This window comes from Siansivirga zeaxanthinifaciens CC-SAMT-1, from assembly GCF_000941055.1.
Lineage (GTDB): Bacteria > Bacteroidota > Bacteroidia > Flavobacteriales > Flavobacteriaceae > Siansivirga > Siansivirga zeaxanthinifaciens.
Genome location: NZ_CP007202.1, coordinates 2025522 through 2040691 on the forward strand (window position 1 = coordinate 2025522; position 15170 = coordinate 2040691).

The following is a 15170-nucleotide window of genomic DNA, read 5'->3' on the forward strand; positions in this document are numbered from 1 at the left end:
TGGAAATCCTTATGGAAATCCGAATATGAGCTTATTAATAAGCATCAAAAATTGCAATATTATATTCGTGAAGATAACGCATGGGTTAAGGTTTTTGATGCGCTTTTAGGGCAAATACCAATTTTAAGTTTCTTTACCGGTTATGTGTTTAATCCCAGCTATAGTGTGATTGATTTACAAAACAAAGCCTTGTTAAAAATGAAAAAAGAACCTTCATTTTTTGGAAGAAAATTTCAATTAACAAAACTCGATACCGCACATTTAGAAGATGAAGAATCGATATTATTAAGTTTAATGATGATGGTGCTTTTAGAACGCAGAAAAGGTTAGAATTGCTTACTATAAAACAAACAAAAAAAATCCTCTATGTAAAGGATTTTTTTGTTTTAAATTATGTGTTAATCGCGGATTTTCTTTTTACGAAGTTCGAAATTTTGACCCAAATAAACTTTACGTACCATCTCGTCGTTTGCCAATTCTTCGGGTTCACCGGCTTTAAGAATGCTCCCTTCGAACATCAGATAGGTTCTGTCGGTAATAGCTAAAGTTTCCTGTACGTTATGGTCGGTAATTAAAATACCAATATTTTTCTTAGTAAGCTGTGCTACAATGCGTTGAATGTCTTCTACAGCCACGGGATCTACACCAGCAAAGGGTTCGTCTAGTAAAATAAATCTAGGGTCTGTTGCCAAAGCACGCGCAATTTCGGTACGACGGCGCTCACCACCAGATAATAAATCGCCACGACTTTTACGAATATGCCCCAGACCAAATTCTTCAATAAGCGATTCCATTTTATGATGCTGCTCTTTTTTGCTGAGTTTGGTAAGTTGTAAAACGCTTAAAATATTGTCTTCGATGCTTAATTTTCTAAAAACCGATGCTTCCTGAGCCAAATACCCAATGCCGTTTTGAGCACGTTTGTACATGGGATATTTAGTAATTTCTGTATCATCAATAAAAATATGTCCGCTATTGGGTTTTATTAAGCCTACCGTCATATAAAAAGAGGTGGTTTTACCAGCACCGTTAGGACCTAGTAATCCAACAATTTCGCCCTGATTCACCTGTAGCGAAACATCTTTTACTACTTTTCGTCCTCCGTAGGACTTCATTAAATTGTCGGCTCTTAAAATCATAGTTTTTATTTACAAAACGCTAAAAGTAGTAAAATGATATACACTACAATAGCAGAAATTAAAAATTTATATCAATTATTCCTGAGATTCCAGAGCATCCCAAAACTCATAAGCCTTGCGCAGATGCGGTATAACAATGGTGCCGCCTACAAGCGTAGCGATGCTCAAGGCTTCAACGACTTCGGCTTTGGTGAGTCCGATGTTATAACTGGTTTCTAGGTGGTATTTTATACAATCGTCGCAGCGTAATACAGTAGAAGCGACAAGCCCCAAAAGTTCTTTGGTTTTAACATCCAAAGCACCTGCTGCGTAGGCATTGGTGTCTAAATTAAAAATACGTTTTATAACTTTATTATCGTCGCCTAAAATTTTTTCATTCATTTTAGTGCGGTACTCGTTAAATTCTGAAACTAACTGAGACATGGTTTTATTTTTTTACAACTTTAGACATTTCGCGTTTTTGATTTCTAACAACAATTTTAGAAATATAGATGCTAACCTGGTAAAGAATTAATATAGGAATGGCAACAATTACCTGGCTTGCAACATCGGGCGGAGTTATTACTGCCGAAATAATTAAAACAATTACCAGAGCATATTTTCTGTATTTTTTTAGAATTTCAGGAGTTATTAATCCGATTTTAGTTAAAAAATAAATTACCACCGGAAGTTCGAAAATAAGACCAGATGCCAAAACCGAAGATCTTACAAGTCCAATGAAAGAACTAATATCGATTTGATTTTCTACCTTAGTGGAAATGCTATAATTTCCTAAAAAGTTTATAGATAACGGAGTAATAATATAATATCCGAAAAGCGCTCCTAAAAAGAATAGCAGCGAACAAATAATAATGAATCCTCTGGAATGTTTGCGTTCGTTTTCGTGTAATCCCGGACTAATAAAACGCCATAATTGATAAATAATATAAGGGAATGATATGATAAAACCCGCCAGAATGGCTGTCCAGATATCGGCAGAAAACTGTCCCGCCATGGTTCTGTTTTGTAAGATAAGCGGTATAGAATCGTTACAAAAACTAGTCTCTACACCAACAAAACGTCCCGCATTACAAAGGAATTCGTAAGTAGGAAACCCCATATTAATAGGAGCGAAAATAATATCTTCAAAAATATATCGGCTAAAAATAAAGGCTAAAGAAGCGACCACCATGACCGCCACACAAATTCTAATTAAATGCCATCGTAAATCTTCAAGATGATCTAGAAAAGACATCTCGTTTATATTTTTCTTTGCCATTATATGATGCCTTCTTTAATTAAATCATGCAAATGAACAACCCCTGCATACAAGCCGTTTTCTTCCACAAGCAGTTGCGAAATTTCATTAGCTTCCATAATTTCGAGCGCTTCAATGGCCATTTCGTTGGCATCGATTCGCTTTGGGTTGGTGCTCATAATGTCTTTGGCTGTAAGGGATGCGAAATTATCGGCTTTGGTTAACATTCTACGTAAATCACCATCGGTGATAATACCTATAATTTTATTGTTTTCAACAACCGAGGTAACACCAAGCATTTTTTCTGTTATTTCAATAATAACCTGTTTGATGTTGGTATGGGCTTCTACCTGTGGTTTTTGGTTAGCCGACGAAATGTCGCGAACCCGCAGGTATAATTTTTTCCCTAAAGCGCCACCCGGATGAAATTTGGCGAAGTCGGAGCTGGTAAATCCTCTTAACTCTAATAAACAAACGGCCAGGGCATCGCCAATAACCAATTGAGCTGTTGTGCTGGTTGTTGGAGCTAAATTATTTGGGCAGGCTTCTTTTTCAACATAAGCATTTAAAATAAAATCGGCCTGTTGTCCCAGAAACGAATTTTCATTCCCTGTAATGGCTATAAGTTTATTTTTTACGCGTTTTATAAGCGGCACTAATACTTTTATTTCGGGGGTGTTACCACTTTTAGAAATACAAATAACAACGTCTTCTTTAAGAATAAGTCCTAAATCGCCATGAATGGCATCGGCAGCATGCATAAACACAGCTGGTGTTCCTGTAGAGTTTAGGGTGGCTACAATTTTATTTGCAATAATGGCACTTTTGCCAACACCAGTAATAATAACACGACCTTTTGTGTTATAGATGAGGTTAACTGCATGTGCAAAATCTTCGGTAACCAAAGACGATAAATTAGAAATGGCGTCGGCTTCAATTTGTATGGTTTGCTTCGCCAAATTAATAATTGAAAGATTGTTATTCAAAATTTATCAATTTTTTTAGTTGATGCTTTTAAAGAAATTGTTATCTTTAATTATACTGAAATTAAAAAATATGTAATTTCGGTTTTCGTTACAAAACTAACGAAAAAAATATGAGGGTTCTCTTAATACATTAATAAAAGTGAATTTTTACTTTTTGTAATAATAATGTAATTTTAATTAGTAAAATAAATTTAATTAATTCATGTCAATAGCTAAAAGTGACTTACATTCTGCGTTAAAGAAATATTTTGGATTTAGTAAATTTAAAGGGCTTCAGGAAGCTGTTGTAGAAAGTATTTTATCGAAAAAGCACACCTTTGTGATTATGCCTACAGGCGGTGGAAAATCGCTATGTTACCAATTGCCTGCCTTGATGCAGGAAGGTACAGCCATCGTTGTTTCTCCTTTAATTGCCTTAATGAAAAACCAAGTAGATGCGATACGAGGTATTTCTAATGAAGAGGGTGTTGCGCACGTCTTGAATTCTTCACTCAATAAAACAGAAATTAAGCGAGTAAAAGAAGATATTGTAAACGGTGTAACTAAATTACTTTATGTAGCACCAGAATCGTTAACTAAAGAAGAAAATGTAGAGTTTTTACGTTCGGTTAAAATCTCGTTTATGGCCATTGATGAGGCCCACTGTATTAGTGAATGGGGTCATGATTTTAGACCCGAATACCGCAATTTAAAAACCATTATAGCGCGTATTGGCGATGATATTCCTATTATTGGTTTAACTGCCACTGCGACCCCGAAAGTACAAGAAGATATTATTAAAAACTTAGGTATTGCAGGTGCGACAACCTTTAAAGCCTCTTTTAATAGACCTAATTTATATTACGAAGTTCGACCGAAAACAAAACATGTTGATGTTGATATTATTAGGTTTATAAAACAAAATCAAGGAAAATCGGGTATTGTATATTGTTTAAGTAGAAAACGTGTTGAAGAACTGGCACAGGTACTACAAGTGAATGGTATCAAGGCAGTTCCTTATCATGCGGGATTAGACGCTAAATCCAGATCGAGCTACCAGGATCAATTTCTTATGGAAGATGTCGATGTTGTGGTTGCTACCATAGCCTTTGGTATGGGGATTGATAAACCAGATGTGCGTTTTGTTATTCATCATGACATCCCTAAAAGTATAGAAAGTTATTATCAGGAAACCGGTCGCGCTGGTCGCGATGGTGGTGAGGGGCATTGTTTGGCTTATTACTCTTATAAAGATATAGAGAAGTTAGAGAAGTTTATGTCTGGCAAACCTGTGGCCGAACAAGAAATAGGTCATGCCTTGTTGCAAGAAGTCGTAGCTTTTGCAGAAACCTCTATTTCGAGACGTAAATTTATTTTGCATTATTTTGGTGAAGAATTCGATAATGAAACCGGAGAAGGTGGCGATATGGATGATAATGTAAGACATCCTAAAAAGAAGCACGAAGCCCAAGACGATGTTAAAATTTTATTAGACATTATAGCCAGTACCAACGAAAAATACAAGTCTAAAGACCTTGTAAATGTTATAGTTGGTAAAGAAAACGCTCTTATAAATTCACACAAAACCAATGAACAAGCTTTTTTTGGTAAAGGAAAAGATAAAGATAATAAATACTGGATGGCCTTGTTGCGTCAAGTATTGGTTTCTGGGTATTTGAGAAAAGACATAGAAACCTATGGTGTTATTAAGTTAACCGAAAGCGGTAAAGATTTTATAGCCTCACCAACGTCTTTTATGATGACAGAAGACCATGTGTTTGATGGTGAGCAAGAAGATGGAACTATTGTGGCAGCTACTAAACCAGGAGCCACGGTAGCCGATGAGCTGTTAATGAGCTTGCTAAAAGATTTACGCAAGAAAAACGCAAAAAAATTAGGTGTACCACCTTTTGTTATTTTTCAAGACCCTTCATTAGAAGACATGGCTTTAAAATACCCTATAACTATGGCCGAACTGGCTAATGTTCATGGGGTTGGTGATGGTAAGGCAAAAAAATACGGCAAAGATTTTATCGAGCTTATTGCAAAATATGTTGAAGAAAACGATATTATTCGTCCGGATGATCTGGTTGTAAAATCTACAGGAACCAATTCTGCAAACAAATTATATATCATTCAAAACATAGACCGAAAGTTACCGCTGGATGATATCGCCTCTTCAAAAGGTATGGAAATGGCCGAGTTTATTAAAGAAATGGAAGCCATTGTGTATTCGGGTACAAAATTAAATATCGATTATTGGATTGATGAGATTTTAGATGAAGACCAACAGGAAGAAATTCACGATTACTTTATGGAAGCTGCTTCAGACAGCATTGTAAAAGCTATTGAAGAATTTGATGGTGATTATGATGATGAAGAATTACGTCTCTATCGTATTAAGTTTATTAGCGAGGTGGCTAACTAAATTGTTTTTACTTGCATGTTGTAGGTAATTTAAAAAATCGAAATGCAGTTTGAACCTCAATATTTTAGCGGAATATTAAAAGTCTTGATTTTGAATTTATTAATTTCTCTTTTGCCTATTTATTTCATAGAAGACAAGACTGTGATTTTTCTAATCTTTATCGTCGGATTTTTGACAATATTATTCTTAAAAAATAAAAAATGGATTAATAGAATAAAGGTTGACTCTAAAACTTCCAAAATCAATATCGAATATCCATTAAATTTGATCGGTCAAAAAAAAATAAATATTGACTTTTCAGAAATTTGCAAAGTTGTTTATTACGAATATATGTCTATAACGCCTGCTCACTTTAAGATTGAATTAAATGCCAAAACTTTTCGCTTCAATTGTGACGGAAATGAATCAGAAAAACTGAGTAAAATTTTTAAAGATAACGGAATAGAAATAAATTTTTATAATAAAAAAGTAGTTGGATTTAGATAAAAAACTACCTACAACAATGTATAAAAATAATTGCTCAATTTTGGGCTTAACCAAAGGTAGCTGCAAGTTTACTACGTCTGATTTTCCTGCGGAAAATCCTCGCACGTAAACCCTCAACTTTTCTTATACGAACCGTTGTATGCAACCCAAGGAAAAAATAAATGAATGGAATTTGACAAAAGTATACTCTCATTTTTACAACCTGAATTGCTTGATGAAATTCTTTCAGAATCAAGTCTTCAGGCATTTCCAAATGGAACTGAAATTTTGAAAGAAGAACAATATGTAAAATTACTACCAATAGTTGTTGACGGACTTGTAAAAGTTTATTCAAGATTTGACGAAAAGGAGTTATTACTCTACTATATAGAACCTGCACAAAGTTGTGTGATGTCATTTTATGCTGCACTTAAGAACACGCCAAGCAGAGTATTTGCAGAAACTGAAGAAGATTCAAAAATTCTATTAATTCCAGTTCAATATTTACCCAATTGGTTAAAAGAATATCCTAAATTCAATGAATTGTTTTACAACCAATTTAATTTAAGGTATTCAGAACTTCTTGATACAATTAGTCATTTGCTTTTGGACAAATTGGACAAGCGCTTATACAAACATTTAAGAAGAAAAACAGAATTAACAAATAAAAACTCAATTAAGATTAGTCATAGTCAATTAGCAAATGAATTAGGAACTGCTAGAGAAGTCATTTCAAGGATAATGAAAAAACTTGAAACAGATGGGATGGTTATTCAAAATTCAGGCACTATTACAATTACAGACAAGTAGTGACTTGAGTCACTGCATACCTAAATTTTATTTATGACATTTGTATTGTAATAACAAATTAAACTTTATGATTATGAAAAAAAATATGGGTTCAGCAGACAGAATTATCAGAATAATAATCGCTGCAATTATTGGAGTTCTTTATTTTACGGGTACAGTTTCAGGAACTTTAGGTGTAATACTTTTAATACTAGCAGGGGTGTTTGTATTGACCAGTTTCATTAGTTTTTGTCCACTATATGCACCATTTGGAATTAGCTCTTGTCCTATAAAGGAAAATAAATAAGTTAGCACACAACAATAGGTAAAGGCAATAGCGGTAAGGGTATATACTCGAGCCGTTTTGCGTTTAATTAGGTATATTATCTCCGCAAAAGCAGTTGGGTTTTAATCCGCTACTGCTTTTATACAAGACCTTAAGTCAAATAACTTTAAGAAACTTTCCGCTTTTAACTTTTCAACTTGAAACATAGTTTCATATCTTTGCAGCTTATTAAAAAAAAGAACAATGCAAGACGGATTATACGCAAAATTTAATACTAGTAAAGGAGCCATTCTTGTTGCTTTAGAGTATAAAAAAACACCAGGCACAGTAGGTAACTTTGTTGCTTTAGCAGAAGGTAATTTAGAAAATAAAGTAAAACCACAAGGCACGCCTTATTACAATGGTTTAAAATTTCATAGAGTTATTCCAGATTTTATGATTCAAGGGGGGTGTCCGCAAGGAACAGGTTCTGGAAATCCAGGTTACCAGTTTGATGATGAATTCCATCCAGAATTAAAGCACGATGGTCCAGGTGTTTTATCTATGGCCAATGCAGGTCCAGGTACGAATGGTAGTCAATTTTTTATTACCCATACAGAAACCGCATGGTTAGATAACAAACACACTGTTTTTGGTAAAGTTGTTGAAGGACAAGATGTTGTTGATGCAGTAGCACAAGGTGATGTTATTGAATCTTTAGAAATTATTCGCGTAGGTGCCGATGCCGAAGCTTATAATGCGGTTGAAGCTTTTAGAACTTTTGAAGGATCTCGTGAAAAGCGTTTGGCTGAAGCGAAGGCAGCAGCCGAAGCAGAATTAGATAAATTAGCTGCAGGTTTCGAGAAAACGGCAAGTGGGTTACGTTACCAAATCATTCAAAAAGGTTCTGGAGTTAAAGCAGAAAAAGGTAGACAAGTATCGGTACATTATAAAGGACAACTAAGTGATGGTACTGTTTTCGATTCATCATACAAAAGAAAACAACCTATCGATTTTCCAGTAGGCGTGGGGCAAGTAATTCCGGGTTGGGATGAAGGTATTCAGTTATTACACGTTGGAGATAAAGCCCGATTGGTTATTCCAAGTCATTTAGGATATGGTAGTCGTGGTGCTGGTGGTGTTATTCCTCCAGATGCTACACTTATTTTTGATGTTGAATTGGTAAGTGTTAAATAGGTTTTAAACACTTTATAAAAATAGAAAAAGCACCTTATTAAAGGTGCTTTTTCTATTTTATCGAATTTTACTCGTGTATGAGCGAATTTATTTACTTAGTAAAAAAATAGATTTTATTTTTGTTTTGTGGAAAGTGTTATAAAGAGTGAAATTTGTAAAGATGTCAAAAAAGAGTTGAATTATTCTTTCGGTAATGTCTATATTTTTTCAAATTTTGTGGTCTCTGAAATTAACGAAGGCGTTAATTTTAATTGGCATGACCATGGAGAAAAAATAGTTGAGGATGTTACCTATTATTTGGGTAACGACGGAAGTGAAATTATCTACATCTCTAACCGTGTTAATGATTATTCTGTAGTTGCTACCGATTGGTTAAAATACTTCAGTTCATCTTATAGGTTAAAGGCTTATTTTATCATATCCAATTCTCGTGTAGGCTATATAAATTCTAAAATAGAAAATTTGTTTTTTAATAACAGAATAAAACATTTTATATCATTAACGGAAGCTATTCACTGGATTGATACAAAATTAGTTAATACACCTAAATAATCTAATTTTCTATTTATGACTGATACCAACCTTTCAAATTTAAAATATCCCATAGGGGTTTTTGTTCCACCTGTTACCATCACTACAACCGAAATTGCAGCCTGGATAGATGCCTTAGAAAGTTTTCCAAAAAAGCTATCGGCCTTAGTAAAAGATTTACCAGTATTGGATCTTGAAACCACATACAGACCAGGAGGTTGGACTGTTAGACAAGTGATTCATCATTTGGCTGATAGTCATCATAACAGCTACACACGTTTTAAATGGGCTTTAACAGAAGAGAAACCCATTATAAAGGCTTATGATGAAGTACGATGGGCAGAATTATTCGATTCGAAAACAGCACCAATTAATTTATCCTTACTGCATTTGGAGGCGGTGCACGCCAAACTTGTTTATTTATTGAGGGGTTTAACAGATGCGGAATTAAATAAATGTTTCATTCATCCTGAAACACAAAAAGAAGTTGTTTTAAAAGTGAATATAGCCCAATATGTATGGCATGGAAATCATCATGTTGCTCATATAGAACAGGCCTTAAAAAAGCTTTAAAATTCTTAATATTTCCCTTAGATTTGTAAAACAATCTTTCACCAAATTATGATTAGACCGGTAACGCTTGAAGATGCTAAACAAATAGTGGCTATATACAACCATTATGTTTTAAATACTGTGGTTACTTTTGATGAAACCCCTTTTTCTGTTGAAGATTTTGAACATAAAATAGCAAGCATCTCTTCACAATATCCCTTTATTGTTTATGAGGAAGCCGGGGAGATTTTAGGTTACGCCTATGCTAATAAATGGCGTGAAAAGGCGGCTTATAAATATTCGGTAGAGAGTACCATTTATTTAAAGCCCGAGGCCCTTGGCAAACACTTGGGTAGTTTGTTGTATTCTGAATTAATTCAACTTTTAAAAGCTGAAAAATACCATGCTGTTGTTGGTGGATTAACCTTACCCAATGAAGCTAGTGTAAAACTACATGAGAAATTCGGATTTGAAAAAGTAGCCCATTTTAAAGAGGTGGGTTTAAAATTCAATACATGGTTAGATGTGGGCTTTTGGCAACTAACCTTAGATTAGTTTTTCCATTTAATATTGCAACCAATACTAGGTTTTTGTAATTTGTTATTTGGTTGGTTTTCAAGGATGCAATCTAATGCATTACGAACATCTGCACCAGTAACAGGCAGGCCGTTTCCCGGTCTGGAATCGTCTAGTTGGCCTCTGTAAACCAGTTCTAAGTCTTTGTTAAATATAAAAAAATCGGGTGTACAGGCGGCATCGTAAGCTTTGGCAATGTCCTGGCTTTCATCATACAAATATGGAAAGGGATACTGTTCGTTAACGGCATGAACTTTCATTTTGTCTGGACCATCCTGAGGATATTTTATAGCATCGTTACTCGATATGGCGATAAAACCAATGCCCTGGGTTTGATATTGGTTAGCAATAGCTACCATTTGTTTATTTACATGAATAACAAACGGGCAGTGATTGCAAATAAACATTACAACCGTTGCGTTTTTACCTTGTAGTTGATTTAGGTTTAACAATGTGTTGCTTACCGTGTCTGGTAATTCAAAATAAGGTGCTTTTGTGCCTAAAGGCAGCATATTTGAAGGCGTATTTGCCATAGTTATTATTTAAATTCAAATATCGTAATTATTTGTAGTTTTGAAAAATGAAACAGCTAATAACTTTTGAAGATTTTAGTAAAATTGATTTACGTGTAGGCACTATTATTGAAGTAAACGATTTTCCTGAAGCCAGAAATCCGGCCTATCAACTCACGATTGACTTTGGATCTTTGGGGATTAAAAATTCTTCGGCTCAAATTACAACACTTTATAAAAAGGAAGCCTTGCTGGGCAGACAGCTTGTTGCTGTTGTTAATTTTCCTAGAAAACAAATAGGAAAGTTTATGAGCGCCTGTTTAGTTCTGGGAGCAGTAAACAATAAAGATGTTTATTTGTTACACCCCGAAATGAACGTTAAGAACGGGAGTTTGGTGAGTTAAAAAAAAGCCACTAAACAAAGTTTAATGGCTTTTAGATAATTTTTTATTTGTTTTAAATATCATCAAAATCGATATCTGTAAAACTTTCAGGTGATTTGTTAATGATGTCCTCATCTGCATCATCTTCTATCTCGTATTCCTTTTTAAAATCTTTTTGGTGGCGCTCACTAATTACTTCATCACCTTTTTCGTTAATGATGTAATCGGTCATTTCAGATAAAATGTCCTTAAACTCAGTGAAATCTTCTTTATAAATATAAATTTTATGTTTTTTATAGTGGAAAGATCCGTCGTCGTTAGTGAATTTTTTGCTTTCGGTAATTGTTAAATAATAATCATCGGCCTTTGTCGATCTTACATCAAAAAAATATGTACGTCTTCCTGCTCTTAATACTTTAGAAAAAATCTCCTCTTTCTCCATCATGTCATTATTGTTCATATGTTATAGAAATTATTAATAATATTATCTACCAAAAATCTAAAAAAAACTCCTACTTACCAACAAATAATTATAATTCTTTTAAAATGAATGCGATTTTGTTAGATATTCAATAATTTAACGGCTGTTATGTATTTGTTAATCAGCTTTTAAGTCGTTAGTAATACCGGTTGTGTTTAGTTGTTTTAAATACAAATTTTTGTAATAACCATCGACATTAATTAGTTGCTCGTGGGTGCCTTCCTGAATTATTTTCCCGTTGTCGAGTACAATAATTTTATGGGCATTTTTTGCCGACGATACTCTGTGGCTCACAATAACCGAAGTTTTTCCTTTACTAATTTTAAATAGGTTTTTAAGTATTTTCTCTTCTGTTTCGGTATCTACAGCAGATAGGCAATCGTCGAACAATAAAATTTTAGGCGCTTTTATTATCGCTCTGGCAATAGAAACACGTTGTTTTTGTCCGCCAGACAAGGTAATACCACGTTCACCTAAAATAGTGTCGTAGCCTTTGTTAAACTTAATAATGTTTTTGTGTACATGGGCATTTTTAGCAGCCTCAATCACTTCTTCATCGGTGGCACTTTCTTTTCCGAATTTAATATTGTTTTTAATCGTATCAGAGAACAAAAATGCGTCTTGAGGCACGTAGCCAATACTATCTCTTAAATTATTAAGATTAAATTGGTCTAATGGGGTTTTGTTAATGGTAATTTCACCTGAATCCACATCATATAATCGTCCTATTAAATCTAAAATAGTAGATTTTCCAGACCCTGTTTTACCAAGAATCGCTAGCGTTTCCCCTTCTTTAATAGTAAAACTAACGCCATTAAGCGCTTGTATGTTGGTATCGTCGTAAGTGAAAGACACGTTGTTAAAGTTGATGTCTCCAGATACGGGTGTTTCCGTTGTTACCTTATTGGTTATTTCGGGTTGAATTTTTAAGAATTCATTAATTCGTTTTTGCGAGGCTTCAGCTTGCTGAACAATAGACGTTACCCAACCTACTGTTGCCACAGGCCAGGTTAAAATATTTACATATATAATAAACTCGGCAATGGTGCCTAAACTTTCTATTTCACCATTTATGTATTGCATACCACCAATATAAATCACCAATAAATTACTGGCGCCAATAAGCAAAATCATCATGGGGAAAAACCAGGCTTCAACTTTTGCTAAACTTATTTGTTTTTCTCGGCTTAGGTTTGCTAATTCTTCGAAACTGGTTGCTGTTTGCTTTTCTATTCCGTAGGCTTTAATAACAGAAATACCACTAAAAGATTCTTGTGTGTAGGTCGATAAAGTCGATAAACATTCTTGTACTATGGTGCTACGTTTGTGAATTTCTTTACTCAATTTATAGATAGCCACCGATAAAACAGGTAATGGAATAATGGTGTATAATGTTAGTAATGGCGCTTCTTTAAACATATAAATAATAGCAATTACAAATAAAGTGATGGTATTTATGCTATACATAATGGCGGGACCAGCATACATGCGCACTTTACCTACGTCTTCACTAATGCGATTCATTAAATCGCCCGTTCTGTTTTTTTTATAAAAGTTTAATGATAGTTTTTGATATTGCTCGTAAACTTCGTTTTTTAAATCGAATTCGATATATCTGGAAACATTAATAATGTATTGGCGCATGTAAAATGTAAGAATGCCACCAATAATGGCCGCACCAATAATGTATATAATAATTTCAATTAAATCGCTTTTTATGGCGGCTTCAGTGAGTTCTCCTTTTAAATATTTTTCAACAACAATAAATATTTCGCGTACATATCGTGGCGTAAAAAGTAAAAATATTCGGGCTACAATTGTTATTACAATACCAAACAGAAGCTGCTTTTTGTATTTTAAAAAATATTTATTAAGGTGTTGTAATTCTTTCATTTAAGTAATAATGATATTAAAATCGAGCTTTAATAAAGCAACAAATATAAAGCATTCATACAACAAACACCACGAATAGTTAAAGCCATATTGTTAAATATAGCTTAAAGTATTTAATGAAATAATAAAATGAAAACATGGAGTTACTTTTTTAAAATAGTATTATTTTTGCAGTTCGAAATACAAAAATAGTTCGCCATATTTAAATTAAGTTCATTGTAATTATGCTAAACAGAAGACATATTCGTGTAAAAGTAATGCAAACGCTTTATGCCTACAAAGGTGGAGAAAGTGACGATTTTTCTAAAGATCAAAAATTCTTATTGTTTAGTATAGATAACATGTACAATTTGTATTTGCTATTAATTTCTTTATTAATTGAAGTGCAAAAGCGTGCTGAAAACGATTTAGAAAAAAAGCAGAAAAAACACTTACCTACCAAAGAAGACACCAACCCGAACAAAAAGTTTGTCAACAATCAATTATTAAAATTACTTAAAGAGAATTTTCAATTAAACAATCTTTTTGAAACCCATCAGGTTAGAAACTGGGAATTAGATAACGAGTATGTCGATCTTATTTTTAAATCGATTCTTGCTAGTGATTTGTATGCCGAATACATGAAAACGCGTGTATCTGATTTTAAAGAGGATAAAGATTTTATTGTTGATGTTTTTAAAGACATTATAGCCCCAAACAATAAGCTTTATGATTATTTAGAAGATAAAAATTTAACCTGGTTAGACGATCTTCCAACGGTTAACACCACCATTTTAAAGTTACTGCGTAAAGCAAAATTAAATAGTGATGATGGGTACTTTACACCAAAACTGTACAAAGATTTAGACGATAAACAATTTGCTATCGATTTATTTAGAAAAACACTTTTAAACCGAAGCGCCATCAATAAAGAAATTGATGGAAAAACCCAAAATTGGGATTCAGAGCGTATTGCAAACATTGATTATATTTTGTTGCAAATGGCTATTTGTGAGTTGAAAAATTTCCCATCGATACCAGTTAAAGTAACCATGAACGAATATTTAGAAATTGCCAAAGAATACTCAACGCCAAAAAGCAGTATTTTTATTAATGGTATTCTAGATAAGTTGGTAAAAGAATATGAAGAAGCTGGTAGCTTAAAAAAAGTAGGCCGAGGTTTAATCTAATATTCTGTTAAGTTTAAAAAGGAAAATTTTTAATCGCGTAAATAATTGTTATTTTTACCCTGTTAACACTAAATATATTTATAATGAAAAGAATAATATTAGGATTAAGCACACTTTGTTTATTAGTAGTTACTTCATGTAAAGAAGATGCTTCAAAAAAAATTGAAGAAGCTAATGTTACCGCTGCTGCGGAACGTGATGCTAACGCTTCAAAATTTCCACAAATTGAGTTCGATAAAGTAGAGCATGATTTTGGAGAAATAGAAAAAGGAACTTCTGTTGAAACCACCTTTAATTATAAAAATACAGGAGATGCGCCTTTAGTGATAACAGATATTAAAAGCTCTTGTGGTTGTACTGTACCGCAAGATTGGAGTAAAGAGCCATTAGCACCAGGCGAATCTGGAAAATTTTCGGTAAAATATAATGGTAGCGGTGCCAACAACATCACAAAAACTATTACCGTTACGGCGAATACAGAAAAAGGAACAGAGGTTGTAAAAATTAAAGCCTTTGTAAAACCAGATCCTGCAACCGTAGTAAACTAAATTTGTAACCAAGCTGTTTTTCAGCAATTAAATAAATAGA

General features: G+C 33.6%; 19 protein-coding genes. 12 read left to right on the forward strand and 7 right to left on the reverse strand.

Annotated elements, in window-relative coordinates; genetic code table 11:
- Positions 1 to 51 precede the first annotated feature (51 nt).
- Positions 52 to 330 carry a hypothetical protein gene (locus tag AW14_RS15130; protein ID WP_245617581.1) on the forward strand — a complete coding sequence of 93 codons (279 nt, stop codon included), beginning with the start codon at positions 52 to 54 and terminating at the stop codon, positions 328 to 330.
- A gap of 68 nt (positions 331 to 398) precedes the next feature.
- Here the strand turns inward: AW14_RS15130 and lptB are convergent, their stop codons facing one another.
- The 4 genes from lptB to AW14_RS09180 form a co-directional block, all read right to left on the reverse strand.
- The gene (gene lptB / locus AW14_RS09165) at positions 399 to 1139 is read right to left on the reverse strand and encodes an LPS export ABC transporter ATP-binding protein (protein ID WP_044638532.1); all 741 of its coding nucleotides are present in this window, start codon (positions 1137 to 1139) and stop codon (positions 399 to 401) included.
- A 75-nt stretch (positions 1140 to 1214) separates the two neighbouring features.
- Positions 1215 to 1562, reverse strand: coding sequence for a carboxymuconolactone decarboxylase family protein (locus AW14_RS09170; RefSeq protein ID WP_044638533.1), 348 nt, complete (start codon positions 1560 to 1562; stop codon positions 1215 to 1217).
- A gap of 4 nt (positions 1563 to 1566) precedes the next feature.
- Positions 1567 to 2397, reverse strand: coding sequence for a twin-arginine translocase subunit TatC (gene tatC / locus AW14_RS09175; RefSeq protein ID WP_044638534.1), 831 nt, complete (start codon positions 2395 to 2397; stop codon positions 1567 to 1569).
- Positions 2397 to 3362 carry a KpsF/GutQ family sugar-phosphate isomerase gene (locus tag AW14_RS09180; RefSeq protein WP_044638535.1) on the reverse strand — a complete coding sequence of 322 codons (966 nt, stop codon included), beginning with the start codon at positions 3360 to 3362 and terminating at the stop codon, positions 2397 to 2399. Before AW14_RS09180 ends, tatC begins: the two co-directional genes overlap by 1 nt.
- A gap of 202 nt (positions 3363 to 3564) precedes the next feature.
- On the opposite strand from AW14_RS09180, the gene AW14_RS09185 reads away from it, so the two are divergent.
- The 8 genes from AW14_RS09185 (at position 3565) to AW14_RS09220 (ending at position 10123) form a co-directional block, all read left to right on the forward strand.
- On the forward strand, positions 3565 to 5769 hold the full coding sequence (locus AW14_RS09185; RefSeq protein ID WP_044638536.1) for a RecQ family ATP-dependent DNA helicase: 2205 nt from the start codon (positions 3565 to 3567) through the stop codon (positions 5767 to 5769).
- 42 nt (positions 5770 to 5811) lie between these two features.
- The gene (locus tag AW14_RS09190) at positions 5812 to 6255 is read left to right on the forward strand and encodes a hypothetical protein (protein WP_044638537.1); all 444 of its coding nucleotides are present in this window, start codon (positions 5812 to 5814) and stop codon (positions 6253 to 6255) included.
- Between the two features lie 165 nt (positions 6256 to 6420).
- On the forward strand, positions 6421 to 7044 hold the full coding sequence (locus AW14_RS09195; protein WP_044638538.1) for a Crp/Fnr family transcriptional regulator: 624 nt from the start codon (positions 6421 to 6423) through the stop codon (positions 7042 to 7044).
- 73 nt (positions 7045 to 7117) lie between these two features.
- Positions 7118 to 7330 carry a YgaP family membrane protein gene (locus tag AW14_RS09200; RefSeq protein ID WP_044639579.1) on the forward strand — a complete coding sequence of 71 codons (213 nt, stop codon included), beginning with the start codon at positions 7118 to 7120 and terminating at the stop codon, positions 7328 to 7330.
- A gap of 222 nt (positions 7331 to 7552) precedes the next feature.
- Positions 7553 to 8485: a peptidylprolyl isomerase gene (locus AW14_RS09205; RefSeq protein WP_044638539.1), complete on the forward strand. Its 933-nt coding sequence runs from the start codon at positions 7553 to 7555 to the stop codon at positions 8483 to 8485.
- Positions 8486 to 8659: 174 nt separating this feature from the next.
- A complete protein-coding gene (locus AW14_RS09210; RefSeq protein ID WP_154662145.1) occupies positions 8660 to 9037 on the forward strand; it encodes a hypothetical protein in 378 nt (125 codons plus the stop codon).
- 15 nt (positions 9038 to 9052) lie between these two features.
- Complete coding sequence (locus AW14_RS09215; protein WP_044638541.1) at positions 9053 to 9589, forward strand: YfiT family bacillithiol transferase; 537 nt, start codon at positions 9053 to 9055, stop codon at positions 9587 to 9589.
- 48 nt (positions 9590 to 9637) lie between these two features.
- Complete coding sequence (locus AW14_RS09220; protein WP_044638542.1) at positions 9638 to 10123, forward strand: GNAT family N-acetyltransferase; 486 nt, start codon at positions 9638 to 9640, stop codon at positions 10121 to 10123.
- Here AW14_RS09220 and AW14_RS09225 read toward each other — a convergent pair.
- The gene (locus tag AW14_RS09225; RefSeq protein ID WP_044638543.1) at positions 10120 to 10677 is read right to left on the reverse strand and encodes a thioredoxin family protein; all 558 of its coding nucleotides are present in this window, start codon (positions 10675 to 10677) and stop codon (positions 10120 to 10122) included. The genes AW14_RS09220 and AW14_RS09225 overlap by 4 nt on opposite strands.
- A gap of 47 nt (positions 10678 to 10724) precedes the next feature.
- On the opposite strand from AW14_RS09225, the gene AW14_RS09230 reads away from it, so the two are divergent.
- Positions 10725 to 11060, forward strand: a complete 336-nt coding sequence (locus AW14_RS09230) for a tRNA-binding protein (RefSeq protein ID WP_044638544.1) — start codon at positions 10725 to 10727, stop codon at positions 11058 to 11060.
- Between the two features lie 52 nt (positions 11061 to 11112).
- Here the strand turns inward: AW14_RS09230 and AW14_RS09235 are convergent, their stop codons facing one another.
- Together AW14_RS09235 and AW14_RS09240 are read right to left on the reverse strand one after the other, a co-directional pair.
- Entirely contained in the window at positions 11113 to 11499 is a 387-nt protein-coding gene (locus AW14_RS09235) for a PUR family DNA/RNA-binding protein (protein ID WP_044638545.1), read from the reverse strand.
- A 138-nt stretch (positions 11500 to 11637) separates the two neighbouring features.
- Entirely contained in the window at positions 11638 to 13413 is a 1776-nt protein-coding gene (locus AW14_RS09240; protein WP_044638546.1) for an ABC transporter ATP-binding protein, read from the reverse strand.
- Positions 13414 to 13637: 224 nt separating this feature from the next.
- On the opposite strand from AW14_RS09240, the gene nusB reads away from it, so the two are divergent.
- Entirely contained in the window at positions 13638 to 14582 is a 945-nt protein-coding gene (gene nusB / locus AW14_RS09245; RefSeq protein ID WP_044638547.1) for a transcription antitermination factor NusB, read from the forward strand.
- A gap of 83 nt (positions 14583 to 14665) precedes the next feature.
- A complete protein-coding gene (locus AW14_RS09250; protein WP_044638548.1) occupies positions 14666 to 15130 on the forward strand; it encodes a DUF1573 domain-containing protein in 465 nt (154 codons plus the stop codon).
- Positions 15131 to 15170 lie beyond the last annotated feature (40 nt).

Coding starts and splice junctions, on each gene's coding strand:
- lptB (WP_044638532.1), bottom strand. CDS start 1,139: ATGATTTTAAGAGCCGACAATTTAATGAAGTCCTACGGAGGACGAAAA.
- AW14_RS09170 (WP_044638533.1), bottom strand. CDS start 1,562: ATGTCTCAGTTAGTTTCAGAATTTAACGAGTACCGCACTAAAATGAAT.
- tatC (WP_044638534.1), bottom strand. CDS start 2,397: ATGGCAAAGAAAAATATAAACGAGATGTCTTTTCTAGATCATCTTGAA.
- AW14_RS09185 (WP_044638536.1), top strand. CDS start 3,565: ATGTCAATAGCTAAAAGTGACTTACATTCTGCGTTAAAGAAATATTTT.
- AW14_RS09190 (WP_044638537.1), top strand. CDS start 5,812: ATGCAGTTTGAACCTCAATATTTTAGCGGAATATTAAAAGTCTTGATT.
- AW14_RS09195 (WP_044638538.1), top strand. CDS start 6,421: ATGGAATTTGACAAAAGTATACTCTCATTTTTACAACCTGAATTGCTT.
- AW14_RS09200 (WP_044639579.1), top strand. CDS start 7,118: ATGAAAAAAAATATGGGTTCAGCAGACAGAATTATCAGAATAATAATC.
- AW14_RS09205 (WP_044638539.1), top strand. CDS start 7,553: ATGCAAGACGGATTATACGCAAAATTTAATACTAGTAAAGGAGCCATT.
- AW14_RS09215 (WP_044638541.1), top strand. CDS start 9,053: ATGACTGATACCAACCTTTCAAATTTAAAATATCCCATAGGGGTTTTT.
- AW14_RS09220 (WP_044638542.1), top strand. CDS start 9,638: ATGATTAGACCGGTAACGCTTGAAGATGCTAAACAAATAGTGGCTATA.
- AW14_RS09225 (WP_044638543.1), bottom strand. CDS start 10,677: ATGGCAAATACGCCTTCAAATATGCTGCCTTTAGGCACAAAAGCACCT.
- AW14_RS09230 (WP_044638544.1), top strand. CDS start 10,725: ATGAAACAGCTAATAACTTTTGAAGATTTTAGTAAAATTGATTTACGT.
- AW14_RS09235 (WP_044638545.1), bottom strand. CDS start 11,499: ATGAACAATAATGACATGATGGAGAAAGAGGAGATTTTTTCTAAAGTA.
- AW14_RS09240 (WP_044638546.1), bottom strand. CDS start 13,413: ATGAAAGAATTACAACACCTTAATAAATATTTTTTAAAATACAAAAAG.
- nusB (WP_044638547.1), top strand. CDS start 13,638: ATGCTAAACAGAAGACATATTCGTGTAAAAGTAATGCAAACGCTTTAT.
- AW14_RS09250 (WP_044638548.1), top strand. CDS start 14,666: ATGAAAAGAATAATATTAGGATTAAGCACACTTTGTTTATTAGTAGTT.